We start from the raw sequence: 26,980 nt of genomic DNA, 5'->3' as shown, positions 1-26,980 counted from the left end.
CTAATTCCGTTCGCCGGATTGCGAACATCGGATGTGCACGCCATTGCCCGCCGGGCGCAGCAATATCGTGACCGGCTCAGGCAAGCCAGGCGGCGGCGCCCATTCGAGTTTCAACGCACGCATCGTTTGAACGATCGCCGCGTCGCGAGAGGCAAGACCGCTCGATGTCACGATGTTGACCGCCACCACTGTCCCCTTGTCGTCGATACGTAGCTGCGCAACCAGCCGATAACCGCCCGGAACCGCCGCGCTCTGCGCACACAGCGCTTCTGTCAAACGTGCCTGCAGCATCGCCGCGTAGGCGCGCTGCTGATTGTTCTCGCCGATCCCGTCGATCGGCGATACGGCACTCGCCGCGGCATCCGTTTCGTTGGACGGAGCCGCCGGCACACCTGGCTGCGCCGCAATGATCGCCTCGTCCTGCGCCATGAACTCGGCATGCAGCCCGGTCCCCACCAACATGCGTTCCAAGGCCGCGCGCGCCGAGTAATCCCCCTCGACCGGCGCACTCATGCGTCCCTCGAGCAGCGGCGCGGGAGCCAGCACGACCAGATCCGCCATGTGCCCGAAAGCTCGCAACGCCTGCGCAAGAGGCTGGGCAGGCAAAGCGAAATGTGCCGCACTGTCGACCTGGCGGCTGTCGCGCACAGCAGCATCCTGAGCCTGCGCATCGCGCGCGATCGAGGCAAGCAGCAGCCAGCCTGCGATCAACGCCAGGACGCCGGCCGACGCCCGTGAACGTGTCATCAGTCAGTGGCCGGAAACGAGGTTACGCCCGCCGGGAGCGAAAACTCCCATTACCTGCAACTTTTCAGGCGAACGTCGCATCGTAGGGAATAACTGTGACAGTCAGGTGAATGGTCAGATTAATGCGACCGAGCAAACCTTCGCCCGGTAGCCGCCGTGTCGTGGCTCCCCCTTGTCTGTGGTCGTCCCGTTCATGGAGCGGCCGGTTGCAGTGCGGCGGATACCGTGGCGAGGCCTGGCCGGGCTTCGCCACTCGCATGGGCATCGATCACGCGCACGCGTTGCGCGCGGCGAACCGCATCGAGCCAGTTCATCCAAGCGGCGAACGGCACCGCTTTGGCCTCGACCTCGACGCCTGCCCCCACCAGCGCGACGTGCGCATCGGCGATACCGGCCTGCGACAACGACGCGGCAAGGGCGTCACGCAGCGCGACACCACGCGCAACAGGCGCCGCGACCGCCACTCTGAGGCGGCGTGCCTCGGCAAGCCCCACACGAGCCTGCGCGAGTTGCGTCGCGAGCGCCGGCAAGCTCGCGACGACCTGCGCCCGGCCGCTGTATGCGGGCTCCCAGAGCACGCTGTACAAGAGCGCGACCAGCGCGACCGCGCTGCCGACCACAAGCAGCGCCCGCTCACGCGGCGCGCGGCCTTCGAGCCATGCGCTCACCGAGGCGCGGATTGCGCGCAGCTGAGTACCCATTTGTCGCCATCCTTGCGAATTGACACACCCTGCGGTTGTAGACGATGGCGAATCATGTCGCCGTCGATGGTCGTTCCCGGCTTGAACGTCACCGTGAGCGAATCGTCGCTGTAGTCGAGGACCGCGATCGACCTCGACAGAATCGGACCCAAAGCGCGAGACAGCGCTGACGCAAGCACGAGATAGTCGCTCGGCCGAAGCTCAGCGGCTGCGCTGCGCAGCTTGGCCAGCCCGACCTGCATCTGCGTGTTCGGGTCGAGCACCGTCGGCGTGCCCGGAAAGGCCGCTTTCACGACCTCCGTGATCTGGGCGTCGAGCCTGTCACGCCGATGAAGCGCCTGCCACCACTGAACGTTGACGGCGACGACGGAGACCATCAGCGCGGCGGCGAGGAGCCCCAACGCCGGGCGCCAGGGCCTGAGACCACCGCGCTTGCGCGCGCGCGACGCATGCGCGAACTCGAACTGGCAGAGGTCGAACGGGCAACCGAGCGCGTTGCGCGCGAGCTGCTCCCAAGCGAGAGGCTCCCCATTCACCGTCGTCGTGCCCTGTGCGTCGACTGAGAGTGCATAGACACGCGCCGCGTGACGTTTCGACAACTCGGCGAGCGTCACGTCGAGCAGCGGCGCATGGACTTCCAGCCCGAATCCCGACGTGCCGTGCTTCACGGCAACCTCGAAGGACTGCGCGGATTCGCAGACGAGGACGCCCCACGTCTCGCCTGCATCCAGCGAGCCTGGGTCGCTTTCGCGCTCGAGCTTCTCCTGGGGTTCGCTGCCCGCGTCATCGAGCCTATCCGGCTGCGTAGCGGTGTCCTCGTGCGGCGCCGTCTCCGACGGCATACAGTGAATCAGCGGCACCGCTCGCAGACGCCGATGTCCCGCCGACACGAACCAGTCGATCACTGCTGCGAAACGCACACGATCGATGACTGCCAGGGAGCGCCGGCCGGTGCTTTTCGAGGCTTCTCCCACCGCGATGTGGTGTTGCTGCACATCTTCGATGAGGAATTCCTCGACGACGTTGGGCAGGATGCGGCGCAGCCGCTGCCCAGTCACGGGCGGCAAGTCGACATCGAGCAGCAAGGTGTCGCGCGCCGATATGACGAGCACGGTCGAGGCCGCTTTGGGCAATGCGTCAAGGCATGCCCGTCCGGCGCGCACGAGCACGCCCCGGCGATCATGCAGCGCGTAGGGCATCGGCACCGCTTGCCACAGCGGCGCATCGAACGCCCGTATCGAAGGTAGCAGTACGATCAGACTCTGCATGTGTTAAGGCTCATGGCTGCTGCACAACGAAATTGCCGATGCCTGTCCCGGCTACGACGAACCGTGACGTCCCGGACGAAAGCGTGATCGTCACCGGCACCGTAAAACTTTCCTCGCCCTGCACGACGCGTGCGATCGATTCGCGGCTGCCGGTGTAGCGGATCGAAACGTTCGTCCCGTCGGCAGCCCAGTGGTGAGGCCGGAACAGCCCCTCGGCCATCGGCGCCCATGCACCGGTCTGCGTGCGTTCGAAGAACTGGTATCCACCTTCAACGGGTTGCCACGCGATGACCGTCGAGCGCACCTGCGCCTCGTCGCCGGCCGATTCGAGCAGGCTGGCCAGTCGCTGGGCCTCTTCTGCGAGTTCCGCTCTCCGGTTGCGCGATGGAGCGAGCGTCACGAGCGCCACCAGCAAGCCGGCGATCACCAGCACGATGAGCATCTCGAGCAACGTGAAGCCGGTGGACGAACGCGTCCCGCGCCGTCGCAATCGCAGCGTTCGCGCGAATCGCTCGCGCTCACTGCCAGGAGCCGATGTCCGCATTGGTGCCCTCTCCGCCTTCTTTGCCGTCGGCGCCGTAGCTGAAGACGTCGACCTCGCCATGTGCGCCGGGGCTCTCATACTGATACGCATGCCCCCACGGGTCGTTGGGAAGACGCCCCAGATAGCCGCCGTCTTTCCAATTGGCCGGCACCGGGTCCGTCGCCGGCTTCTGCACGAGCGCACGCAACCCCTGCTCGGTACTCGGATAGCGGCCGTTGTCGAGCTTGTACAGATCGAGGGCTTGCATGATCGCGCCGATGTCCTGCTTGGCCGCGACGCGCCGCGCCTCGTCAGGACGACTCATGATCTTCGGCACGATCAGCGCCGCGAGGATGCCGAGGATGGCGATCACCACCATGATCTCGATCAGCGTGAAACCGCCATGCACGCGCCGCCTTGCCCCCCGAAACGGCACCATCGCACGCGTCGCTTCGAATTCATTTCGTTGCGTCATCATGCCTTCACCCTCACGTCAAAAAATGTCGCCACTTCGATCGAAATGTGATGGCGCTTGCGTCCATCCCCATTCACTGTTTTATAGCCCTGGAGTTCGACACCATGATCCGTTCCCTCGCGAATCCGCTTGCCGCCGTGCCCACCGTCGCAGCCCTTGCCGCAGGCGCGATATTCGTGACGGTCGGGCTGTACTGGGTCCGCGTCTTCAACACGTCGCCCGAGCCCGTTGCGGTACAGGTCGCACAACCGACGCCTCTGGACGTGTCGGCCGGCACGCGACTCTTCGGCCCAGGCCCCGGCCGCCCGGTGCGCGATGCCATTCAGCTGCGCGGCATTCTCGCCTTCGATGCCGACCACGCAGCGGCGGTCGTCAGCCACAACGGCGAAGCGGTGCGTATCGTGCGGCTTGGCAGCACGGTCGGCGACTCGGTCAAGGTCGTCGAGATTCGCGCACGCTCCATCGTCATCGACAGCAACGGCGCACGGCAGGAGATCGCCATGCCCCCCACGCAGCAACCGACCGCATTCATCCGCTGAAACACGCATCACTGCACCATGTTGTTGAGCTCGATGATCGGCATCATCACGGCCAGGACGATCACGAGCACCACGCCGCCCATCGCGAGGATCAGCAACGGCTCGAGCAGGCTCGTGAGCAACATCGTGCGCCGCTCGAGCTCGCTGGCCTCGCCTTCCGATGCCCGATCGAGCATCGTCGTCACGTCGCCGGTCGCTTCGCCCGAGCGGATCAAGTGAACGAGCACGGGCGGAAACGTCTTCGTATTGCCGAGGGCACGAGAAAGAGACAAGCCCTCGCGCACGCGCACGATCGCATCGTCCACATTGGCGAGCATCGCGCGGTTGCTCAGCGTCTCGCCGGCCGCCTGCAACGCGCGCAGGATCGGTACGCCCGCTGCCGTCAGGATGCCGAGCGTGCTCGCGAAGCGCACGGTGTTGTAGCCGCGCACGAGCCTGCCGGCGAGCGGCGCAGTCAGTAGCCAGCGGTCGAACGCGAGCCTCGGCAACGGCCGGGCAAGTACCTGACGCACGAGCCAGATCGCCATCGCCCATGCCACGAGCGTCGCCCACCACCAGTGTCGGACGTAGTCGGACAGCGCGAGCATCGCGACGGTCAAGAGCGGCAGTTGCTGCTTCGTACTCATGAAGACGTTCGCGACCTGTGGCACGACGTAGCTGAGCAGAAACGTGACGATGCCGAGCGCGATGACGGTGACCACGGCCGGATACGTGAACGCAAGCACGATCTTCTGCCTGAGCGCATTGCTTTGCTCGATGTAGTCCGCGAGACGCGATAGGACCAGGCCCAGCTTGCCCGTATGCTCACCCGCCGCGACCAGGGCCCGGTAGATATCGGGAAAGTCTCGCGGATGCTGCGCCAGCGCATTCGCGAACGTATGCCCGCCCACGACCTCGCCGCGAATCGAAGCCATCAGCTCGCGCACGTAGTCGCGCTCGGCCTGTTCGCTGAGCACGGAAAGCGCCTCGTTGAGCGGCAGACCCGCGATCAGCAAGCTCGCAAGCTGACGCGTGAGAATCGCCTGCTCGCGTTGCGACAGCTTCCGGCCCAGCGCGAGGCGCTGGTTGCGTTCGCCGTTGAGCTTGGCGGCAGCGAGTTCGACAACGAGCGGCGCCAGCCCCTGCGCGCGCAGCATGGCGCGCCCGGCGCGTACGCTGTCGGCCTCCAACACGCCACGAGCCGTCTTGCCCGACTGATCGATTGCCTCGTAGCGAAATGCCGGCATCTCATGCGCTCCCGGTCACGCGCAGCACTTCCTCCGGCGAAGTCGCGCCGGCTGCCAGCCAGCGCTCGGCATCGCCGCGCAATGTGCGCATCCCGGCGGCTCGGCCGGCCGCGAGGATGTCGGCGTCGGCCGCGTTGTGGTGGATCAGCGAGCGGATCGCATCGTCGATGACGAGCAGCTCGTACACGCCGCGACGACCCGAGTACCCCGAATGGCCACACTTGTCGCACCCGACCGGATGCCACACGACATGGCCGGCCTCGTGCCGCGCAGTCTTGCAGACGGGACACAGTTGCCGCACGAGCCGCTGCGCGAGCACGCCGAGCAGCGACGAGGCGAGCAGATACGGCTCGACGCCCATGTCGGTCAAGCGCGTGACGGCCGAGGCCGCATCGTTCGTATGCAGCGTCGCGAGCACGAGGTGGCCCGTCAACGATGCCTGCACGGCGATCTGCGCCGTTTCGAGGTCGCGGATTTCGCCGATCATGATGACGTCCGGGTCCTGCCGCAGAATCGAGCGCAGCGCGCGGGCGAACGTCATGCCGATGCGCTCGTTGACCTGCGTCTGGCCGATGCCGGCGAGGTCGTATTCGATCGGATCCTCGACCGTCATGATGTTCGTCGTCGCCGCCTCGATCCGCGACAGCGACGCGTACAGCGTCGTCGTCTTGCCCGAACCGGTCGGCCCTGTCACGAGCACGATGCCATGCGGGCGCGCGATCAGCGTGTCGAACTGCGCGAGCGTGTCGCGCCCCATGCCGAGTGTTTCCAGATTGAGGCGCTGCGCGTCTTTCTCGAGCAAACGCAGCACCGCGCGCTCGCCGTGCCCCGTGGGCAGCGTCGAGACCCGCACGTCGACGGCCCGACCGCCGACACGCAACGTGATGCGCCCATCCTGCGGCAACCGTTTCTCGGCGATGTCGAGCTGCGCCATGATCTTGATCCGCGAGATCAGTGCACCGTGCAACGCCTTCTTGGGCTGTACCACATCGCGCAGCGTACCGTCGACGCGAAAACGCACGACCGAGGCATTCTCGAACGGCTCGATATGAATGTCCGATGCATGCTCGCGCGCCGCTTGAGTGAGCAGCGCGTTGATCATGCGGATGATTGGCGCATCGTCTTCGGACTCGAGCAGATCCTCGACTTCGGGGATGTCCTGCATGAGTCGCGACAAATCGACTTCGCCCTCGACCTCGCCCACGACCTGCGCCGCACTGCCATCGTTGCGCGCATAGGCTTGATTGATAGCCTGTGCGAGTTCGTCGGCCGGCATGCACACGAGCGCCAATCTGCCGACGTGCCGGGCAACCTCGGCAATCGCGGACATCGGCGTGCGCTCACTGATCCAAACCTCGACGCTGCCCGCATCCGGCTGTGTCTGCGCTCGCTCGCCGGCAAGGAGGATTTGCCCGTTGCGCGCAAACGCGTAGGGTAGCCGTGGCGTATCCGGTTGCGAAGCCGCGACCGATTGCACCGGCTGCACCGACTGCGCCGCTTTCTCAGGCGGTTCGACGACCGGCGCGAGGAGCGCTTCGTCGCTCATTTCCGGGCCTCGGCCGCATCGCTCTGGGCACGGCGGCGCGTCATGTCGCCGAGATTGAATATCCCGCTGGCCGGCGACGAGTCCTGCCCTGACGACGGTGCACGCGCAGGCAGTGTGGGGACATCGTGATCACGCTCGATGCGATTGTCCGAACGGCTTTCGTTCATCTGTTGGTACAGCGAATCGTAGCGCGTGCCCGAGATGCTCGCAGTGGTGTCGGCGTCGCGCAGCACGACGGGGCGCAAGAACACCATCACGTTGGTCTTGGTCCGGTTCTTGTTCTCGGCACGGAACAGCGAACCGATCAGCGGAATGTCGCCGAGCCAAGGCACCTTGTTGTTGCCGTCCGAATAGTTGTCCTGGATCAGGCCGCCCAGGACGACGATCTCGCCGTCGTCCGCGAGCACGCTCGACTGCACCGAACGCTTGATGATCGTCACCCCGCCTGGGTTGTTGGTCGAGCCCGGGTCGACCGACGAATCTTCCGAATAGATTTTCAGCTTGATCGCGCCGCCTTTGGCGATCTGCGGCTGCACGTGCAGCACGATGCCGACGTCCTGCCGGTCGAACGTGTTGAACGCGTTGACACCGTTGCTCGAAACGGCCGTGGCCGTCGAGTACGAGCCGGTCTGCACGGGCACGTTGGCCCCGACGACGATGCGTGCCTCCTCGTTGTCGAGCGTGATGAGGTTGGGCGAAGACAAAATCGTTGCGTTGTTGACGGTGGCCAGCGCCTGAACGAGCGCGCCGAGCCCGAAGAACTTGCCGAACTTGTGCAGCAGCCCGATGTTGATGCCGTTGTTGAGCAGCGTGGCCGTCGCGGCCTCCGAGAGCGTCTGCGAAAGGTGCTGGCCTTGCGCGGTCAGGTCGACGATGCTCTGGCTCGTGGACGTGCCGAAGTTCGTGCTGCCGTACAGCGCATTGTTGCCCGTGCCCGATTGCAATGCACCCTGCCATTGCACGCCGAGGTCCGCAGCCGACGTAGCGCTCATCTCGACGATCATCGCCTCGAGATAGACCTGTGCACGCCGCACGTCCAACTGATCGATCACATTGCGGATGTTGCGGTAAATGGGCTCGGGCGCAGTGACGACGAGCGAGTTCGTGGCAGGGTCCGCCTGGATCATCCCGCTCGCACCACTCGTGCTCTCGCCCGCGCTCGCGATCAATCCACCTCGACTGGCGGCGTCGCTACCCGAGTTCGACGCACTGTCGTTCCCCCCCGGCAACGGGGGGACTCCCGCCGTGCCAGTGGACGCACTCATGCCCTTACCGCTCTTGGCCGACGTCCCGCCGTTGCCTTCGTTGAAGCTATTCGCGCTCGCCTTCTCCGACTCACCGCCCGCGTCGGCCGACAGCCCCAACATGCCGCGCAGCACCTTCGCGAGCTCGACTGCGTTGGCGTTCTCCAAGCGCACGACGTGCATGTTGCCGGGCACCCGCGTGGGCGCGTCGAGCTCGGCGATCAATGCCTTCGCATCGCCGATGCGATCGGAATTGGTCGCGCGCAGCAGCAATGCATTGAGCCGCGGATCGGCGTTGACGGACACCTTGAGTGTCCCGTCTGCGTTGCCGATCGAACCCGGATCGAGCATCTTCTGCACGATCGGCGCGAGATCGACCGCGCTTTCGTGATTGAGCGGCACGACCGCGAAGTTGCGCGACGCGTGGGAGTCCACGCCGGAGATGATCTGTGCGATGCGGCGCACGTTGTCGGCATAGTCGGTGACGACGAGCGTATTGTCGTTCGCGTAGGCGGCGATCTGATTGTTGGGGCTGACCAGCGGCTTCAGGACGGGCAAGAGATTCGTTGCGGACCCGTCCTTGAGCCGGAAGACCTGCGTGATGACGTGGTCGCCTTGATCCTGCGGCGTATTGCCGACGTACGTCGGTACGCCTTGAAGCTTCGCATCGGCCTCTGGCACGACCTTCAGGATGCCGTTGTCGTGCACGAGCGCGAAACCTTGCATGCGCAGTGCCGCCTCGAGCGACTTGAGCGCCCGCTCCTTGCTCACCGGGTTGTCGGAGACGAGATTGAGCTGCCCTTTCACACGTGGATCGACGATGATCGTCGTATCCGTAGCGGTACCGATCGTCCTCGCGACCTGGCTGATATCGACGTTGGAAAAGGCTAGATTGACCTGTGCGTGCACCATCTGGGCATTGAAAAGGCCCATGGCCAGTAGTGCGAAAGCGCTGAAGCGCGAACGTAAGCGTGTCATGAACCTGATTTCTATGCCGGGACGTCAGGCAGCTGTGACTGATATGCCTGCCGCGCGCCCCGATGCTCCGAAGCGCACCCCGCAAGGCCGCGTGTGTTTTTCGTCTGCCGGGCACGGCTGGCTTCCGTCCGGCGGATTCGTCGGCGAAGACTACGTGCGCAACCGGATCAGATTTATGACGAATGTTGGGCTACCTTTCATCAATTCGGCGAATCTAATCGACCCAACTTCGATTGATTTCTTATAAGAATTTCTTTATATCAAAGCCCAAAGCAAGCTCGACAATCAATTCGACTGCATTGATAAATATGCATGCCCGCCCATTCCATATAGATGCAATTCGAGGCTTCCTTTCGAGGAGAGGAATGGTACGTAAGACTTGTCATCAAAACGACCAAAAAGAACGCTAACCGCCATCCTGTGGCGCTGTTCCGCAGCGATCCTCACGTCCCATTCTTTCGAATATCGGTGCATCGCCGCCAATTCTCCATTCGCCGCCCAATTGATCTCAACAACGCAATCAAACGCGGGCTTGCGCGGATGTTCCGTACCTTTCGTTATGAAAAATTCACACGTGAAATGTGAATTTCCCCCTACAGTGCTTGCGCGGCTGAACTTCCAATTAAGGCCGCAGTAGCAGGTTCTCCGTTTATCTTCCGTTCAAGGGAAATTATGAAATCCAGCAAGCGCAAGATTTGTCAGATCCTGACCCTCGTCGTCGCAGGCATGGGTGCTTCGGTGGCGATGGCTGCCGGCCCGGTCGTGCAAGGTGGTGGTTCGTCGCTCGTCGCTCCGACGATCGGCAACGCTGCTCTTCTGAACAGCGAAATCGGCCAGTTCGGCACCAATGAAGCCTCGTTCACGTACTGGTCCGTCGGTTCGGGCGCCGGTCAAGCCGCGTTCCTGAACAACGACCCGACGAAGTTCACGTCGGTCTCGGGCAGCACGACCATCACGGCCTCGGGCACGGTCAACTTCGCCAACAGCGACGCCGCGCTCAGCCCCGCGCAAATCACGGCTTATCAGAACGGTCTCGCCTCTGTCGACGGCCCGCTGATTCAGATTCCCTATATCGTGACGCCGATCACGATCCCCGTCGTCAACGGTCCGGCCGTGACGAGCACGACGACGCCGCAAACGACGCCGAACCAAGCAAACAGCATCTCGCTGAACGACAACGACCTGTGCGGTATCTTCTCGGGCAAGCTGACGGACTGGAACCAAGTCACCAATCCTGAAACGGGTTCGGTGTACTCGACGACGAGCATGCCGATTACGGTCGTCTATCGTCAAGACGGCAGCGGCACGAGCGAACTGCTTACGCGTCACCTGGCCGCCGTTTGTTCGGCTACCAACACGAACACGGGCGTGACGTTCGTCGACTCGCTGACGTTCGCGAACACGACGGCCTTCCCGCATGGCGTGCCGTCGAACTTCGTCGCCGCAACCGGTAGCGGTGGTGTGCGCAAGGCGTTGCTGAACTCGAGCACGGCTGCTGTCGCGTACCTGAGCCCGGACTATACGAACACGTTCCTGGCACCGTCGAGCTCGTCGGCTTCGCCCGCGCTGGCCGTGGCTAGCCTGGTCAATGCCCAGAATGGCACGTACTACGCTCCGACGTCCGCCAACGCGACCGCGGCGCTGGGTACGGTCAGCACGCCGGCCAACCCGGCTGATCCGACGCAATGGGTGCCGAACGCTGGCAATCCGACGGCTGGCTACCCGGTTTCGGGCACGAGCCAGATCATCCTGAGCCAGTGCTACGCGAACGCGGGCGTGACGCAGGCTGTTCAGGATTTCCTGAACGCCCACTACAACAACGCCAACTACGCCTCGATCGTGCATGGCAACGGCTTCGACACCGTGCCGTCGAACTTCCAGACGGCGATCGTCGCGAACTTCCTCAGCAACACGAGCCAAAACTTCCTCGACATCGGCGACTCGTCCGTCTGCGGCGCGAGCGGCTTCGCCGGTCGCTAATCCGTCCGCTAACGGATAAGCGCAGCGTGTTTTGCCGCGACCTGCACCCGCGGGTCGCGGTTTTTTTGGGTGGTTCTTTGGTGGTTTTTTGGTGGTTTCTTTTTGGCTGCTTTTCCGATTCGCGCACTTTCGTGTGGCAGCAATCCGTTGCCCACTTTTACGGAAAGGAGTTGCAATGAAATCCAGCAAACGCAAGATCTGTCAGATCCTGGCTCTCGTCGTCTCAGGCATGGGCGCTCAAGTGGCGATGGCCACCGGTCCCCTCGTGCAAGGCGGTGGTTCATCGCTCGTCGCACCGACGATCGGCAACCCGGGGCTAGCCAAGACCGAAATCGGTCTGTTCGGCACCAACGAAGCAACGCTCACCTACTGGTCCGTCGGTTCGGGCGCCGGTCAAGCCGCGTTCCTGAACAACGACCCGACGAAGTTCACGTCGGTCTCGGGCAGCACGACCATTACGGCCTCGGGCACGGTCGACTTCGCCAACAGCGACGCCGCGCTCAGCAGCGCGCAAATCACGGCTTATCAGAACGGCCTCGCAGCTGTGGACGGCCCGCTGATTCAGATTCCCTATATCGTGACGCCGATCACGATCCCCGTCGTCAACGGCCCGGCCGTGACGAGCACGACGACGCCTCAAACGACGCCGAACCAAGCGCACAGCATCGCACTGAACGATAACGACCTGTGCGGGGTCTTCTCGGGCAAGATCACGGACTGGAACGAGGTCGTCAACCCTGAGACGCATTCGGTCTACTCGACCACGAGCAAGCCGATCAACGTCGTCTATCGCCAAGACGGCAGCGGCACGAGCGAACTGCTCACGCGTCACCTGGCCGCCGTCTGTTCGGCTGCCAACACGAACCCGGGCGTGACGTTTGTCGACTCGCTGACGTTCGCCAACACGACGGCCTTCCCGCACGGCGTGCCCTCGAACTTCGTCGCGGCTACCGGTAGCGGTGGCGTACGCAAGGCGCTGCTGAACTTCCAAAGCTCGTCGGGCACCCCGGCTGCTGTCGCATACCTGAGCCCGGACTACACGAATACGTTCCTCGCACCGTCGAGCTCGTCGGCCTCGCCCGCGTTGGCTGTGGCAAGCCTCGTCAATGCCCAGAACGGGACGTATTACGCCCCGACGGCCGCGAACGCGAGCAAGGCGCTCGGCACGGTCGGCACACCAACCGATCCGTCGAATCCTACGCAATGGGTGCCCGACGCCAACAACCCGACGGCGGGCTACCCGGTTTCGGGCACGAGCCAGATCATCGTGAGCCAGTGCTATGCCAGCTCGGCCGTGACAAAGGCTGTTCATGACTTCCTGAATGATCACTACACGAACGCCGGGTTCGCCTCGATCGTACATGGCAACGGCTTCAACACCGTACCGTCGAACTTCCAGACGGCGATCATCGCGAACTTCCTCAGCAATACGAGTGGCAATTTCCTAGACATCGGCGATTCGGCTATCTGTGGCGTGAGTGGCTTCGCCGGCCGCTGATCCGCCCACGAACAGATAAGCGCAGCGTGTTTTGACGCGCCCCGCCTGTGCGGGGCGCTTTTTTTTTGTGCTGTCCCACTTAACAGAAAGGAGTAGCAATGAAATCAAGCAAACGCAGGATCTGTCAGATCCTGGCTCTCGTTGTCTCGGGTATGGGCGCTTCGGCGGCCACAACCGCTGGGCCTCTCGTGCAAGTCGGCGGCTCATCGCTGGTCGCACCGATGTTCGCACCGGTGATCGGCTCAATCGGCCTGCCCTACACCGAGATCGGTCTGTTTGGCACCAACGAAGCGACTTTCACGTACTGGTCCGTTGGTTCGGGCGCCGGCCAAAGGGCCTTTCTGAACAATGATCCGACGCAGTTCAGATCCGTCATGCCAAACGGCACGATCGCAACAGCCACGGGCACGGTCGACTTCGTCTATAGCGGGGCCGCGCTCCCCCCCGCCCCCATCACGGCCTATCAGAACGGCCGCGAGCAAACGGACGGCCCGCTCATTCAGATCCCCTACGTCGTGACGCCGATCACGATTCCTATCGTCAACGGACCAACCGTGACCAGCGCGGTGACGCCGCAAACCACCCCGAACCAAGTTCACAGCATCGCACTGAACGACGACGATCTATGCGGCATTTTCTCGGGCAAGCTAACGGACTGGAACCAGGTCGTCAACCCTGAAACGGGCCGCGCGTATGCGACGACGAGCAATCCGATCACTGTCGTCTACCGTCAGGACGACAGCGGCGAAACCGAACTGCTCACACGTCACTTGGCCGCCGTTTGCACGCCCCGTAACACGGGCGGTTGGCCCCAGCAAGTGACGTTCATCGACTCGATGACGTTCGCTAATACCACCGCCTTCCCGAAGGGCGTGCCCCCGAATTTCGTTTCTGCCACCGGTGATAGCGGCGTGCGCAAAGCCCTGCTGCAATATCAAACCACATCGAGCGCGCCGGCTGCCGTCGCGTATCTCGCTCCAAACTGGACTAATACGTTGCTCGCGCCGTCGAGTTCAGCCCTCATGTCGACGGGTATGCCAGCACTACAACTGGCCGTGGCAAGCCTCGTCAATGCCCAGAATGCGATGTACTACGCTCCGACGGCCGCCAATGCGACCGCGGCGCTGGGTACGGTCAGCACGCCGGCCAATCCGGCTGATCCGACGCAATGGGTGCCTAACGCTGGCAGCCCGACGACTGGCTACCCGGTTTCCGGCACGAGCCAGATCATCCTGAGCCAGTGTTACGCCAGCTCGGCCGTGACGACGGCCGTTCATGATTTCCTGAACGCCCACTACACAAACGCCAGCTTCGCCTCGATCGTGCATGGCAACGGCTTCGACACCGTGCCGTCGAACTTCCAGCAAGCCATCGTCGCGAACTTCCTCAGCAACACGAGCGGCAACTATCTCGACATCGGTAACACGGATATCTGCGGCGCAGGCGCCTTCCCCGGTCGCTAGTTCATCTAAGAGCGGATAAGCGCAGCCTGTTTTGCCGCGACCTGCAAAAGCAGGTCGCGGTCTTTCGATCAGCTATTGCCGAGCTTCGCCAATTCGTCCTTGGTCAATGCCCTCTGCCGTGCTTGGCCAACCGATCCAAAGCCCACCACTGAAACGGCACTCGACGGATCGTAGCTGACCTGCTCCCGCTTCGATTTCCTCTTGTCATCTGCCGATCCCGTGTCGCCGAAGCCTTCGACCTGCACGGTAATCGTCCAGCGGCGCTCGCCAGCCCCCGAAGCCCCGTTCTTGACCATGTCCTGCGCCATTTGGTTCGCTGCCGATGCGGCCGAACTCGCCGCCGTCAGTGCCCCCGTATTGGCGGCCTGTACCACCGGAATCCCCGTCTGCGTGCCCTGCGTCTGAATGTTGTCAGCGTTTGCCACGTGCAGCGCCGCAACGTTCAGGTTCCCCGACACGCGAATGCCGGCGTCGCCGGCGTCGACCGTCCCGCGCGGTGCAACGAGGTTCGCGTCGCCCGAGGGAGCGCCCGGCACAGTCTGCAACGTCGCAATACCGGCCCCCACCACCTCGCCACGTGTGTCAACAGTGCAATAGTGGTTCGCGTCGCAAACGTACTGCGGCGCCGGCGTATCGGCCACCGACTTCGAGCCCTTGCCGGCGTTGATGTCGCCGTTCGAGCTCCAGATCGTCATGTTGCCGCCCTGCTCGGTGAAGATCCGGCTCTGGGCGAGCAGTACGCTCTGGTCGGTGAAGATGTTGATGTCGCCCTTCTCGAGCGTCAGGATCCCCATCGAGCCAGGGCCGGCTACGCTCTTTCCGCTGCTGTCGACGATCTGCGGCGGCGCCGACGTGCTGCCCACGAGCGCTTGGCCGCCCGGCCCAAGGATCGTGATGTTGCCGCCTTGCTGCGTCTGAATCGTCGTGCTGCGGATATCGAGGTCGCCGGTGTGGACCAATTGGTTCGCGCCGTTGCTTCCGCCGCCCAAATTGTTCGCCGTGTAGCCTAGCGAGGACGGGAACAGCGTGTTGATCGCCTGATAGCCTCGTGCATACTGGCCCTGGTACAGGCTCGACGGATTGTTGTAATCGCGCGCGACTTGGGCCAACACACCGAACAGCACCTGCTCGGCGAACAGTTGCTGAACGTATTGCGGCAGCGTCTTGAACTGCGTCCATGCCTGCGTGGCCGTGAGCGGCACGATGGCCGGCTGGCTGTTGGCAAGACCCGTATCGACCGTTTTCCCCGCGTTGTACTGCTCCATGAAGGAAATGAGCGACGAAGTCGCGCCGGCGGTCGAACTGGCCGGATCGACATAGGTCGATAGGAAGCCGGGTACGTCGACACCGGGGCCAACGCCGAATAGTACGTTGACGTTGGCGCTCTCATGCGGCAGGTTCGCGTTGTTTGCGTTGCCAACCGCATTGATGCCGGTCGGCACGCCAGTTACCAGCAAGACAGCATTCACCTGCGCCGGGTTCGTCAGGGGGCCGATGTTGCGCCCCGCCTCCACATCGAACGTACCGGGGCCACCGATGAGCAACGAGGGAACAGCAGCATCGTTGTTGTTGCCCCCCAACGGAGTGTCGTAGATATCGCGCCCCGCCACGACACGCGTGATATCCGACTTGCGCAGATTCTGGCCTTGGAATGCCAGGTTCATGATGTCCTGCCCAGCCTCGATCAGAGCCGGCTTGTCGAGCGAAAGCGTGACCAGGTGATCATATTTTCCCGCATCGAGTGAGCCATCGACGATGCTGCCGTTCAAGCTGTAAATGTGTGCGGGCGAAGTGTCATCACCATGCAGCGCGCTAGCGGCATGCGCACCCGAATTCAGATTGACAAAAGGCGGCGTCGGCACACTCGTCGGCAACGGCGGCTGCGTCGGTGACGGCATCTGGGACGGATCGGCGTCTGAGATACTGAACACGTTCGACAAACTAGTGCCAGTCATGTCGTCAGCGATGTGGGAGAAGTTCACCGACTGATCGGCAATCAAGTTGAGCTGGCCGCCGGCAGACGGATATAGCGTTCCGCCTGAAGCCAGCGTGATACCGCCGTCGAAGGCGGTCAGGTTGACGCTTGCGGGCAAGATGCCGCTCGTGCCGGTGAGCAAGCCGTCCAATGTGCCGAACCGGACGTCGCCGGTCGTTGACAGAAGGTTGACAGCGGACGTTGCCGAGTAGCTTTGTCCATCCGCATACTGGCCGTAATTGAACAAGTGGAAATAGCTCGTACCGCCGCCTCGCTGAAAGACGTTCGAATACGAAGGGTCGAGCACGCTTCCGATGTCGATGCCCTGCCGCGCCGTTACGTCGAACTTGCCGTCCTGCACCGCGAGCACCGTCGAGACGGGCACCGGGGTCGGGGTGGCCGACGATGACCCGGCGCTGATATCCGCCCCGATACTCCCCCCCGCCCTGATCGTCCCCGTTCCCTTGGCGACGAAGTAGTCGCCGCTCAGGATATCGCCGCCTGCGCGTACCGTAAGGTTGCCGCCGCCTACCGTGACCGGCTTGCCGCCGTTGCCCAGATACCAGGTCGTCGGCAACGATACGCCGAGGTCGGAGACGTTGCGTCCAGCGTCGATCGCTACATTGCCGCCCACACTCATGATGCCTTGGTCGAAGGCACCGAAATCGATCGACGTTCCCGCAAGCGGCGTGAAGGAAGTGATGACGCCGCTGCTCTGAACGATCGTCGGGCTCGCCGTGATCTCCATCCACGGCCACCAGTACTGGCTCGTGCTGCTGCCGGTGGTGCCCGTTAGTGCGCCCGTTGTATCGGTCGTGTACTCGAGCCCCGTGACATCTCGCTGCGCATGGATCGTAACGTCACCGGCAGAATCAGGATTCACGCTCGGCGTGACGAGGATGTCTTGATAGCCGCTGCCCGCGCTCATCACCGCACTCGCCAAGCCTTGCGCCGGCGAACCTTGGGCGGGCGCGCCTGCCGTATAGATCACGCCCGGCACGACGGCGTGAGTAGCATCCGCCGTCGTGTTCTTGTCGAACAGCGAGATGTTGTCGGCTGCCGCGATATTGATGTCGCCGGTACCGGTACGGATCGTCACCGGCTCGACGAGCCCGCGTCCGTTGGTATCGATATAGGACGTGTGGCCGCTCAGCGTCACGCTGCCGCCAGTCGCATTGCCGAATGTCGAAACAGGTGCCAGCGCAACAGGATCGGCGCTCGAAAAATCGGCGCCCGAGACGATCCGATACGACGAACTCTGACCGCCCAGCAGCGCGGCGTACGCGATCGGCAACGGGTTGCCCGCTGTCGGCACATTCGCCGCAGCGTTGCCCGGCAGCGCGCCGATGTTGACGACACCCGTATCCGGAACGGCGCCTGGCGCGGCGGGTGCGAAGAAGAGGTTGTACGCGTTTTTGGGGACTTTAAAGGGAAGGCTTTTCGTACCGTAGAGTAGATTCTCGTAATCGCCGTATACGAGCATGTAGTTGCCGTAGTCGGTCAGATAGCTCGACTCCTGCGACAGCGTCGGGTTCGAGAGCAATGCAGTCGGGGGCGTGGGGGCCGCCGGCGTGCCGAACGTCGTCACAGTTGGGATGTTGTATTTGCCCAGATAGCTCCCCCCCACGCGTGGGCTGCTCAGATTCGCTCCCCAGTACGCGGTCGTGTAATTGGTGTAAGAGCCGGTTAGGGTCGGGGGCGTTGCCACAGCCAACGACGGCTTGAACGGAATGATATGGCCGACATAGGTGGCGGACGCCAACGTCTCCGTATAGCTTTGCCAAGCACTCGCATACGACAAATAGGCCGAGTAGTAGCCTGGGGTCTGCCCGGTCAGCGGCGCACTGAGCGCCGCGTACACATTGTTCGTGGCGTTCGCGATCGTCGAGGTCGAACCATCCGTATAGACGAGCGTGATCTTAGTCGGATCGTCGAGAGCGACCAGCTGCGAGAACCTCTGTTGGGCTTGGGTATAGGTACCCGTCCCCGACGACGAACCCGACGCGCCGAGGATCTTGGCTACCTGACTCTGATAAAACCCATCGGTAATGCTCGCGTGGGCATCGAAGTCATTAACCGCACGGAACGTCAGCACCGGCGCAATCAACGACTGGTAGCGGAAATCCGGTGTGATCGACCCGCTGTTATTCGGCGAACCCGCACCGAGGTTCCAGTTGGAGAGGACAGTGATATTTCCCGAGTTGACCGCGCTGCTCGGATTGTCGAGTTCGATTCCGGGCACGACATTGAAGTTCGGCAGCGCCACACCCACGAAATTGCCGGCAACGGTATCGAGCCCGTGTTGCACGAATGCCATCAGCGTGCCGGGCTGGTTAGCCGGCGTGCCCTGATAGCCATAGAACGCGGTGTGGTTGCCGTTAGCCGTCGTCGGCACGAAGTAGCTGCCGCCCATCATCCCCGCGAAGCCGATCGCCGTAACGCCGTTCAACAACTGGTCTTGCGTCACGGCCGTTGAAACGTGCGTGGCATTATTGGTCAATGTGCCCACGACGCCACCAGTCGCACTACCGGGCGCATAGCTGAAGGTCGTCGGCGTGCTGCCCGGCACCGTGAAGGTTCCTGCCAACAAGTTGCCATTGCCGTCGTACCAACCGGCCGGATCGATCAGGCCGTCGAAGTGCTGGGCGCCTGTAGTCGCGTCGAGCGTGCTCCACGTCGCGTACGCTTCGGCGGTCGTCTTGCGCGAACCCTTGATGCCTGCTTGCGCCGTGGCCGGCGCATTCAGCGCGACGTTGACTCCCCCATCGTTCAGCAACGGCGCACGGAAATTCACCGTTCCGCCGAGCCCGGGAGCCGATGTCCCGCCCGTCACGTCGATCAGCGCATTGCCGCCCAGCGTGATCCGTCCGGAATTGGCCCGGGCGATATTCTCGTACCCATACGTCGCGTTGTAGGCGAGCGACGGATCAAATACCGCGCTCGTGCCGATATCGATCTTGCCGCCGCGCTGACTCGAATCGGTCGCCTTCGCGAGCAGCGTGCCTTCGATGTCCACACTGCTCTTGCCGTAAAGGGCGATCTGCCCGCCCGCATACCCCGATGCGTCGATCGTGCCGCCGATCAGCACATTGCCGTTGCTGACGTCCGACGCCTTGCCTGCGCCGCCATCGGCCATCAGCGACACGGACTGAGCAGTCAGCGTATTGCCTTGCGACAACGTCAGGTTGCCCGATCGCGTGTGAATCGCGACCGCGTCGTTCACGCCTCCTGCGGTAAGCGTCGACGCGAGACTGTCGAGATTCGCGGCGCCGCCGGTATTAAGCGAGAAAGATCCGCCCGCGTAGCCGCTCGCCGCGCCGCCTTTGAGCGTGCCGTTCAGGTTCACCACCTGCTGCGGCGCCGACAACGACAAGCTGCCTGCCGCGCCCCCTCCTTGCGCCCCGGAGAAATCCAATGTCGAACCGGTCTGCACGTCCACCGTGCCAGCGTCGGCCGTCAGCGTGATCGCACCGGCCGGTGCATATTGCGTGACATCGAAGAACTGCTTCGCCACGCCCGCCGAGCGGATCGTCGCGCCACTGCCGATCGTCACGTTGCCGCTCGTCGCTTCGAGGCTCACGTTGCCAGCCGGTGCCGTGATCGTCGCACCGTTGTCGCCAATCGAACCGCCGATGAACTGCCATGCGCCGCCCACCGTCTGGCGCGTCAAAGCGCTGCCATGAGCGCCGGTGAGCGTCAGCACACCTTGCGTCTTCACGGTGGACCCCGATCCCGTATCGGCCAGCATGGCGGGAGCCGCAAGCGTCACAGGCAGCGTACCGAAATCGAACGTGCCGGTACCCTGCCCGACGATGCCCCCCGTCGCATTCATCGAGATCGAGCCGAAACCGCTGACGGTCTTGTTGCCCGTGCCGAAGTCGATTTCATTGGCGTTGACCGTGAGGTTGCCATGGCCCGTGACAGTTGTGGCGGGCGTCGCGCCGGTTTCGTTCGTGAACGCGATCGTCGGCGCGTTCAACGTGACCGCACCGCCGTCGCTGACGAACGTCCCTGCACTCAAATCCACGTTGTTGCCGAACGTGGCGGCGACGTTGCCGACAAAATTCATGGCCCCCGCGCTGCGCAGAATCACCTGCTGCGCGTTGGCAAGCTGGGCGAGCGTGGCGGGCCCCACGACGAACCCGGGCAGATTCGCTGCGGCGGGACCGGTCTGGTTCGTGAACGTGATCGCCGAGCCGTCAACCGTGATCGACTTGGCCGACAGCGTCGCTGTCGGGTCCACCTTCAGATTGCCGGACGAGTCGAGCGTCAGTGCCGCACCGCCGGCGAGCGTTGCGCCCGCGCCGACGCTCAAGAGCCCGGTGCCCGTCGCGCCCGTACGCGTGACGAGCGTCGCCGCACCGTTGGAGACACTGAGCAGCGCGCCGTCGCCCGCGATCGCGACCGGCCCGTCCTTGGCTCCCGGATAGCTGCCCGTCGCCTTGATCACGCTGCCGGCGTCGACGCGCAGACCGTTCGCCGCGTTCGAGTCCGAGCCTGTCGTGTCCGTCTTCGTCACGAGCATGACCTCGGGCCCGCTCAACGTGTGGCCTGCGTCGGTCGACACGACGACGCTGTTCGCGATCGGGGTGATCGTCATCCCATTCGGCGTTGCCGTGCGTGTACCGCCGATCAACAGACTGCCCGCATCGAGCGAATCAAGCGCATCGGCGCCGATTTGCAGGTAACCCGGCAGTGCCGCGCCGCCGTTGCCCGTGATCTGGATGTCCTGCGAGGCGATGTCGACCTCCGCAGGCGCGCCGCCCATGCCCGCGGCCGTGTTCAACGTGGCGCCCAGCGTCAGCGCCTTGTTCGCGGCGAGCACCAGGTGCCCGCCGTCGAGCGGTAGCGGCGGCGTTACGTTACCGTTCTTCGCGGCAAGCGCCGGGAAATAATCGTTGGCGCTCGTCAGCGTGTACTGCGAGTACTGCTGCCACACCGGGCCCGCCTGCACATTGAACAAGGTCGGCGTGGCGCTACGGCTGCCCGTCAGCGCATCGGCAAAATAGCCCGCTGTGACCACCGTGCCGTCCGGCAACACCGAAGTCGCGCCCTGCGCGACGTTGCCGGCGCTGTTCGCGACCGTCACCCGGAACGCCCCTGGCAGCGTCGCGTACTTGGCCGGCAGCAGCGTGTAATAGCCGGGCGCCAATCCCGGTACGCCCGACAGATACACCGATTGCCCGACCGGACTGGTGAGCCCCACCTGCCCGACGCCAAGGCTCGAGGTCACCGTGCCCGTCGTACCGTTACCAAGGATCTTGGGTTGCAGCGTTTGCGCGAAAATCGGATCGTAGGCCGCGATGGGCGACTGCGTACCCGGAACGATCGCGTAGACGTTGGCTGCACCGACGTTCACCGGCACAGCCGCCCCTTGCGCGTTCGTCGCATAGCTGACGTTGTATTGCGACAGCACGTCACGGCTACCGCCGGTGCCCGGCACCCACTCGACCGCCTGAAGGTTGCCCCCGCCCGACAAGTCGATCGTGGCGCCTTGCGCAAGCGAAACGCTTGCGCCATTCACACCGACGTACTTCGCAGGCGGCGCCGTCACATCCGGTGACGTGGGATTGAACCGCCACTCGACCCCATCCACGGTCGTGCCATAGGGGATGATCGCGCCGCGATTCGATACCGATGTGACACTGCCGCTCGCGAGCGTGACCGAATTGGTAGCGACGAGCGGCAGCGTGCCGAATTGATTCTTCGTGGCGGTGCTGGTCGGGTCGCCTACGCCGAACACGAGCGCGCCCGACGGTGCGCTGACCGTGCCGGCTTGCACGATGTTCGTCGCGTCCACGAGCAATGACCCGCCCGCCGAAAGCGGTACTGCGGACACGCCGTTCGATTCGAACGCGATCGTGGTCGGCGTCGTCTTGCTGGTGGCCGGACTCGTGGCGCCAACCGCATCGAGGATGAACGTACTGCCGGTGGACGGATAAACGTCCGCCGCCTTGAACGTGAGGTTTCCGGGCGTGTAGAGGGCGCCGATCTGCGTGCCGTTCAGCACACTCGTCGAACTCATCCGGATGTCGCCACCGCTTGTGAAGTTCGCCTGCCCGAAGTTGTTCAGGCGAAACTGATTTTCCAAGTCGATGAACGAGGCGTTGACGTTCAGCGTTGCATCGGATGCGACGGCGGCGGTCGTGAGCGGCGCGCTCGGCAGGTTCGGCCCGACGAGTGCCACGTAGGGTGCATCGAGCGTAACAGTCGAGCCGATCGTCGTGGGGGCTGGCGAGGCCGGCTCACTGTCGAGCAACGAACTGGCCGTTACGATCGAGTAATTGCCCGCGCCGTCGTTGACGCCGCCCGTCAACTGACCGAGCTGATTCGCATTCAGCGCTGCAATGCGATCCGTATAGATTTGCACGGACCTCGGCACCGCCACGTCGACATTGCCGGCAAATGCGACCGGCACCGGTGCGACCGTGCCCGAGCTCGAGCTATCTCCGAGCACGAGCGACGAGATGCCGGAGCCGGTCAGCCGATCCACGGAGAACGTCAGCACGCCGGTCGGCTTCTTGACTAGCGAGCCGCGACTACCGCTGAGCGCGCCGACGGCCGCAACGATGTTCTGCCCCGGCGCGAGCCCTGCCGGCACGGCTTGCCCGTCTTGCTGCAAGACGAGCGCAGTCGCGCCCGGCAACGTAATCTTCGTGCCGTCGGGCAGAAGTCCACCGATGACGCTCGACTCCGGAAGCAGCGTGAGCGTGCCGCCCTGGGCCAGGCTCGCACCAGGATGCGCAGCAAGCGTCCCATCGAACAACAGGCCGCTCGACGCGGCGAGTGTGATCGACCCGGCGTCGCTCCATACCGGCTGAGACGCATACGTTCCGTTCCCTTGGGGCTCATCGAACTGGGCCGAGGCACCCGACACGTCAATCCGCGAACCCGTCTGCGCGACGACATAGCCAGCGCTGTCCGAGATCGTCACCGTGCCGCCTCGCAACACTTTGCCGGTGTTGGGAGCGAACGTCGTCATACCGCTCTTGACTGGCGCCGCAAGCGGATTGACTAGCGCCGTCCCCGCCACGTCGAGCACCGCGTCGGGGCCGAGCCATACCGACTTGCTCGGAGTAGTGAGGCTACCGCTCGTCGTTGAGCTCCCCGTGTCGGCGCTCAGCGCAATCGAGCCGCCCGGCGCAATCAGCGCACCCAGTACGGTGACCTGCGCGGGTGAGCCTAGCCCGATGCTCGCCCCCGCATCGGCAACGATCGACGCCCCCTGCCCGATGGTAACCGCCCCCCTGACATCCGGGGGCAGCGTGATGGGCAAGCCCCCCGAGCGCTGGAGCGCAGCATCGGTGACCGCGCTGCCAGCCGTCAGCACGAGACTCGTCGGCTGGCGGTGATACGCATCGAGCGTCCCCACGGTAGTGAGTCCACCCGAGCTCAGGTCCGTGCCGCTGGCCGCTTGCTGCAGGGCGACCGGATCTGGAATCAGATTCTGCTGCGTGAGCCGGACGTTCGAGCCGGGTGCGACGATCGTATCGTAGGCAGCGTTGAGCACATAGTTGCCGAACCCCTGCCGCTCGAAGAAATCCGTGGGCAGGACCTGCGCCCATGCGGGAGCCGTTGCCGGATCGCCGCCGATCTGGAATCCGCCCGCCCCTTGGCTCGAACTGAGTGTCAGCGTCCCGCCGCCCGCGAAGCCAAAGCTGCGGATCGTGCCATCGAGCTGAGGCGCGCTGCCGGTCAGTACCGACAAACTACCGCCCGTGCCGGCCGCGATGCCATTGTTCATCAGCAGCTTGCCGTTGGCCTGCATCTCGCCGCCGCTCGATACGTCGATGAAGCTGCCCGGCTGCAAATCGACGCTGGTTCCCGTCGACAGCGTGATGCTGCCACCATTGATAAATTCACTGTTACCAGGTAGCGTGCCGCCGGCGGCCAGCGTGTCGTTGTTGACCCACTGCCCCGCCACGCTCAAATGTCCCCCGGCGCCCACGGTAAGCTGGCTGCCGCCGGTAAACGAAATCTTGCCCGACGGGACCGTCAGCGAGCCCAGCACAGTACTGGTATTGAGCACGTTGAACGTGGCCGCGCCACCGGCTTGCAGGTTCAGCTGCGTCCCCCGCGCCACGATCAGCCCAAGACCGGTCTTTCCGTCGATGTCCTCGCCGACGTACAGGTTCGAGAAGCCGCCCGCATTGAGCGTGTCGACCGGCACCACGGTGGTGGCCAACACGTTGTTCGGATCGGTGCTCGACAGCGATTTGAGCGCGGTGGTGTTGAGCGGCGTATCGATCGAAAAGCCGGGAGCCAGATCGCTCAGTTGCGGTGCGCTGCCTTGCAGGATCACCGTGCCCGACTCACCATTGGTGTTCTGATCAGTGGGCTTGGTCAACAGGACAAGGGCGTCCGCCGCACGCAGATTAGGATCAGAGCCGAGATTGAACGTACCGCCGGTCGGCAGGTTGTTGGTCTGCATCTGCTTCGAGCCGCCGAACGCTTGCGCGCTGATCGCGCCGTCGAGCACCAACGCGTTCGTCGCAAAGACATCGAGCGTGCCTGCATTGCCGCCGACGATATAGTCGGGCTCGTACACGCCGGCCGATTGCAGCGGGTTGTACCATAACTTCGTCACACCCCAGCGCGGGTGCGTCTCGGTGAACTCGCCTGCAATGCCGACGTAAGTGTCGTACGGGCTCGCCTGTCCAATCGGTACGATCGCCCCGTTCGCATCGACCAGCCGCGTCGTATTCACCATCCCGCCGTCGTAATGCACGTAGCCGCCGTTCAGGTTCATCGACGAGCCCGTCGCGGTCATCACCTCGTTACCCGACAGCGTGACGGTGCCGCCGTTGGTGAGCAGCTGATCGACGGAGCGCGGAATCAGGCTGGCATACCCCGACAAATTCAGGATCGGGCTGCCGACCCAGGCAAGACCATCGCTGCGGGTGCCGGACAGCGTGCTGTCGGCCACCACGCCCTTCACGCCGTAGAGGAACCCGTTGCGCAACAGCGGCGAGTCGGCCAGCTCGTTCTGGCCGATGCGAGGGACGGTGATTAGCGTATCGGCAATCGAGCGCTCCACGTTCGCGAGACCGGAAACGTCGATCGTCGCGCCGTTATCGACATAGATGCGTCCCGGCACCGCGTTTTGCCATGCGGGCATGGAAGTGATCCCGGCCAGTGGCGTCAAGGCGGCGACCGACACGTTCGAGCCCGGCGCTTCGATCAACGAGCCGCCCTGGAACCACACCGAGCCCGCGGTCATGTTGATGCTGCCCGGCGTGAAAACCGTACCCGGCGTCGAGGTCGCCGTCTCGCCGTCGCCATCCGGCATCACCGTCGTGACAGAACCCGATCCGAAGCTCAGCAGACCGGTACGCTTCGTCTGGTCTTCATTGCCGGAGCCGGTTCCGCCCGTCACTAGCGAGTTGCCTGGATACGCCTTGCCCGCCGGATTGTTGGCAACGTTCTCATCGACCGTCGAGATCGTGATATTGCCCGGGGTGTTGACGCTCGTCGTCACGCCGACCACCCCGTTCTGCGCCACGCGGCTGCCCAGCAGGTTCACGTTGCCGCGTGCGGCCTGCACGATGCCCGTGTTGGTCAGCGTACCGGCCGGCGTGATGTCGATTTGCGAACCACTGCCGTCCAGCTTGTCGACCTCACCGCTCAGTTCGGGCAGCAGGATCTGCGGGTTGGCCGGTGTCACGCTGTTGGGTCTGAGGCTGACCCCCACGCCCGCAGCGAGCACAACCTGGCCCGAGGTGGCCGTGATGCTGCCGCCATTGGTCACGTTCGGGGCCGCAATCATCACGAACCCGCCGTCGCTGACCGTCCCGTTGGTGTGGGTAGTGATCGACGCACCGGGCGCGATCGTAATGTCGCCGGGCGCGACGTACTGACCGATGGCCAGCGTCTGATTGCCGAGCCCAAGCACTTCGTTCGGCCCGTTCGGGCCTGCCACGCCGGCCGAGCTACCCGACTCCGGGTAAGCCAGCCCGCCGGTCGTGCCTGCCGGCAGACTCAGGAACTGCTGGTTGCTCAGGACGATGCCGTCTGACGTCGGCATGGCCTGGTTCTTCATGTCCAGCAGATTCAACGACGACGCCACCAGCGAATGCACGTTGACCTGCGAGCCCGCGCCGAACAGCACACCGTTGCGATTGATGACGTACACCGAGCCCTGCGCGGTGATGTTGCCCAGGATCTGGCTCGGCTGCCCGCTCGGGTCGTTGATGCGGTTCAGCACCGCCCAGTTGTTGGCGCCGTTCGTCTGGTTACCACCCGACTGATCGAAATTAAGCGTCGTCTGCCGGCCGACGTTCATCGTCTGCCAGGTCAACACCGAGTTCTGCCCGGTTTGCTTGATATCGACGGTCACATGACCGTTGCCGTCGACGCTCTGTATAGGCGCGTTCGCGTTGTACCAGAGCACCGGATTGTTCGGGTCGCTGCTGGCGCCGGGCGCGACCTGGAGCCCGCCAGGCGCAAGGCCGTTTGGAACCGTAGACGGAGCCCCGGCTCCCGCGGCGGCAGCGCTCTGCTGTGCGGCGATCTGCGCCGCGATGGTCCGTGCGGCTTGACCCAGATTGCGAATCGACGGCTGGCTGGCCTGCAGCGCCTGCTGCGGCGACACGCCCAGGTTCGCCATGCCCGCACCGCCATACCCGCCCGCGCCGGCCGTCGCATTGCGCACGGTCGCTTGACCGAGATTCGTGATGCCCCCCGCATGCGCGTGCACCGAGATCCCCGCGACCAGCATCAGCGCGATCGCCCTGCACAGCGGCCGCAAATCGGACCCTGGTTCGAACCGCGAACCATGCAGGTCTTGTTGTCGTGCTATGCATGCGCGCGCTGCCATT

The 26,980-nt window shown here is 64.0% G+C and carries 15 protein-coding genes; 6 read left to right on the top strand and 9 right to left on the bottom strand.

Translation table 11 applies throughout. The features are described from left to right. From D7S89_RS02910 to gspG, 5 genes are all read right to left on the bottom strand, one after another. On the bottom strand, positions 1-747 hold the full coding sequence (locus D7S89_RS02910; protein ID WP_121275414.1) for a TonB C-terminal domain-containing protein: 747 nt from the start codon (positions 745-747) through the stop codon (positions 1-3). Positions 748-938: 191 nt separating this feature from the next. Then, complete coding sequence (gene gspM / locus D7S89_RS02905) at positions 939-1,448, bottom strand: type II secretion system protein GspM (protein WP_121275412.1); 510 nt, start codon at positions 1,446-1,448, stop codon at positions 939-941. Next, complete coding sequence (gene gspL, locus D7S89_RS02900) at positions 1,412-2,716, bottom strand: type II secretion system protein GspL (RefSeq protein WP_121275410.1); 1,305 nt, start codon at positions 2,714-2,716, stop codon at positions 1,412-1,414. The genes gspM and gspL overlap by 37 nt, the downstream gene beginning before the upstream one ends. Positions 2,717-2,726: 10 nt before the next feature. Beyond that, on the bottom strand, positions 2,727-3,260 hold the full coding sequence (locus D7S89_RS02895; RefSeq protein ID WP_121275408.1) for a GspH/FimT family pseudopilin: 534 nt from the start codon (positions 3,258-3,260) through the stop codon (positions 2,727-2,729). Beyond that, positions 3,235-3,678 (bottom strand): type II secretion system major pseudopilin GspG, encoded by a 444-nt coding sequence (gene gspG, locus D7S89_RS02890; RefSeq protein ID WP_121276038.1) that lies wholly within the window; start codon positions 3,676-3,678, stop codon positions 3,235-3,237. The genes D7S89_RS02895 and gspG overlap by 26 nt, the downstream gene beginning before the upstream one ends. A gap of 140 nt (positions 3,679-3,818) precedes the next feature. Between gspG and D7S89_RS02885 the strand changes: the two genes are divergently transcribed. Further along, positions 3,819-4,253 (top strand): type II secretion system protein N, encoded by a 435-nt coding sequence (locus D7S89_RS02885; RefSeq protein WP_121275406.1) that lies wholly within the window; start codon positions 3,819-3,821, stop codon positions 4,251-4,253. An 8-nt stretch (positions 4,254-4,261) separates the two neighbouring features. Here D7S89_RS02885 and gspF read toward each other — a convergent pair whose 3' ends face one another. From gspF to gspD, 3 genes are read right to left on the bottom strand one after another with little or no spacing between them, the layout of a single operon-like run. Beyond that, on the bottom strand, positions 4,262-5,479 hold the full coding sequence (gene gspF, locus D7S89_RS02880; RefSeq protein ID WP_121275404.1) for a type II secretion system inner membrane protein GspF: 1,218 nt from the start codon (positions 5,477-5,479) through the stop codon (positions 4,262-4,264). A gap of 1 nt (position 5,480) precedes the next feature. Further along, entirely contained in the window at positions 5,481-7,025 is a 1,545-nt protein-coding gene (gspE, locus tag D7S89_RS02875) for a type II secretion system ATPase GspE (RefSeq protein ID WP_121275402.1), read from the bottom strand. Beyond that, positions 7,022-9,247 (bottom strand): type II secretion system secretin GspD, encoded by a 2,226-nt coding sequence (gspD, locus tag D7S89_RS02870; RefSeq protein ID WP_121275400.1) that lies wholly within the window; start codon positions 9,245-9,247, stop codon positions 7,022-7,024. The genes gspE and gspD overlap by 4 nt, the downstream gene beginning before the upstream one ends. Between gspD and D7S89_RS27080 the strand changes: the two genes are divergently transcribed. From D7S89_RS27080 to D7S89_RS02855, 5 genes are all read left to right on the top strand, one after another. Then, entirely contained in the window at positions 9,246-9,494 is a 249-nt protein-coding gene (locus tag D7S89_RS27080) for a hypothetical protein (RefSeq protein ID WP_147426583.1), read from the top strand. The two genes, gspD and D7S89_RS27080, sit on opposite strands and share 2 nt — an antisense overlap. A gap of 86 nt (positions 9,495-9,580) precedes the next feature. After that, positions 9,581-9,832, top strand: a complete 252-nt coding sequence (locus D7S89_RS27075) for a hypothetical protein (RefSeq protein ID WP_147426582.1) — start codon at positions 9,581-9,583, stop codon at positions 9,830-9,832. A gap of 87 nt (positions 9,833-9,919) precedes the next feature. Then, positions 9,920-11,227 carry a substrate-binding domain-containing protein gene (locus D7S89_RS02865; protein ID WP_121275395.1) on the top strand — a complete coding sequence of 436 codons (1,308 nt, stop codon included), beginning with the start codon at positions 9,920-9,922 and terminating at the stop codon, positions 11,225-11,227. A gap of 175 nt (positions 11,228-11,402) precedes the next feature. Continuing rightward, positions 11,403-12,725 carry a substrate-binding domain-containing protein gene (locus tag D7S89_RS02860; RefSeq protein ID WP_121275393.1) on the top strand — a complete coding sequence of 441 codons (1,323 nt, stop codon included), beginning with the start codon at positions 11,403-11,405 and terminating at the stop codon, positions 12,723-12,725. Between the two features lie 98 nt (positions 12,726-12,823). Then, the gene (locus D7S89_RS02855; RefSeq protein ID WP_121275392.1) at positions 12,824-14,188 is read left to right on the top strand and encodes a substrate-binding domain-containing protein; all 1,365 of its coding nucleotides are present in this window, start codon (positions 12,824-12,826) and stop codon (positions 14,186-14,188) included. A 68-nt stretch (positions 14,189-14,256) separates the two neighbouring features. Here the strand turns inward: D7S89_RS02855 and D7S89_RS02850 are convergent, their stop codons facing one another. Next, positions 14,257-26,880: a filamentous haemagglutinin family protein gene (locus tag D7S89_RS02850; RefSeq protein WP_245982618.1), complete on the bottom strand. Its 12,624-nt coding sequence runs from the start codon at positions 26,878-26,880 to the stop codon at positions 14,257-14,259. Positions 26,881-26,980: the final 100 nt, after the last annotated feature.

The organism is Trinickia fusca (assembly GCF_003628145.1).
GTDB lineage: Bacteria > Pseudomonadota > Gammaproteobacteria > Burkholderiales > Burkholderiaceae > Trinickia > Trinickia fusca.
The sequence above is the reverse complement of the archived record's forward strand: the minus strand, read 5'-3'. Positions and strand labels throughout refer to the sequence as shown.

What these genes read in the sequence shown, in the direction of transcription:
- D7S89_RS02910 (WP_121275414.1), bottom strand. Translation starts at nt 747, where the DNA reads ATGACACGTTCACGGGCGTCGGCCGGCGTCCTGGCGTTGATCGCAGGC.
- gspM (WP_121275412.1), bottom strand. Translation starts at nt 1,448, where the DNA reads ATGGGTACTCAGCTGCGCGCAATCCGCGCCTCGGTGAGCGCATGGCTC.
- gspL (WP_121275410.1), bottom strand. Translation starts at nt 2,716, where the DNA reads ATGCAGAGTCTGATCGTACTGCTACCTTCGATACGGGCGTTCGATGCG.
- D7S89_RS02895 (WP_121275408.1), bottom strand. Translation starts at nt 3,260, where the DNA reads ATGCGGACATCGGCTCCTGGCAGTGAGCGCGAGCGATTCGCGCGAACG.
- gspG (WP_121276038.1), bottom strand. Translation starts at nt 3,678, where the DNA reads ATGGTGCCGTTTCGGGGGGCAAGGCGGCGCGTGCATGGCGGTTTCACG.
- D7S89_RS02885 (WP_121275406.1), top strand. Translation starts at nt 3,819, where the DNA reads ATGATCCGTTCCCTCGCGAATCCGCTTGCCGCCGTGCCCACCGTCGCA.
- gspF (WP_121275404.1), bottom strand. Translation starts at nt 5,479, where the DNA reads ATGCCGGCATTTCGCTACGAGGCAATCGATCAGTCGGGCAAGACGGCT.
- gspE (WP_121275402.1), bottom strand. Translation starts at nt 7,025, where the DNA reads ATGAGCGACGAAGCGCTCCTCGCGCCGGTCGTCGAACCGCCTGAGAAA.
- D7S89_RS27080 (WP_147426583.1), top strand. Translation starts at nt 9,246, where the DNA reads ATGAACCTGATTTCTATGCCGGGACGTCAGGCAGCTGTGACTGATATG.
- gspD (WP_121275400.1), bottom strand. Translation starts at nt 9,247, where the DNA reads ATGACACGCTTACGTTCGCGCTTCAGCGCTTTCGCACTACTGGCCATG.
- D7S89_RS27075 (WP_147426582.1), top strand. Translation starts at nt 9,581, where the DNA reads ATGCAATTCGAGGCTTCCTTTCGAGGAGAGGAATGGTACGTAAGACTT.
- D7S89_RS02865 (WP_121275395.1), top strand. Translation starts at nt 9,920, where the DNA reads ATGAAATCCAGCAAGCGCAAGATTTGTCAGATCCTGACCCTCGTCGTC.
- D7S89_RS02860 (WP_121275393.1), top strand. Translation starts at nt 11,403, where the DNA reads ATGAAATCCAGCAAACGCAAGATCTGTCAGATCCTGGCTCTCGTCGTC.
- D7S89_RS02855 (WP_121275392.1), top strand. Translation starts at nt 12,824, where the DNA reads ATGAAATCAAGCAAACGCAGGATCTGTCAGATCCTGGCTCTCGTTGTC.
- D7S89_RS02850 (WP_245982618.1), bottom strand. Translation starts at nt 26,880, where the DNA reads ATGCTGGTCGCGGGGATCTCGGTGCACGCGCATGCGGGGGGCATCACG.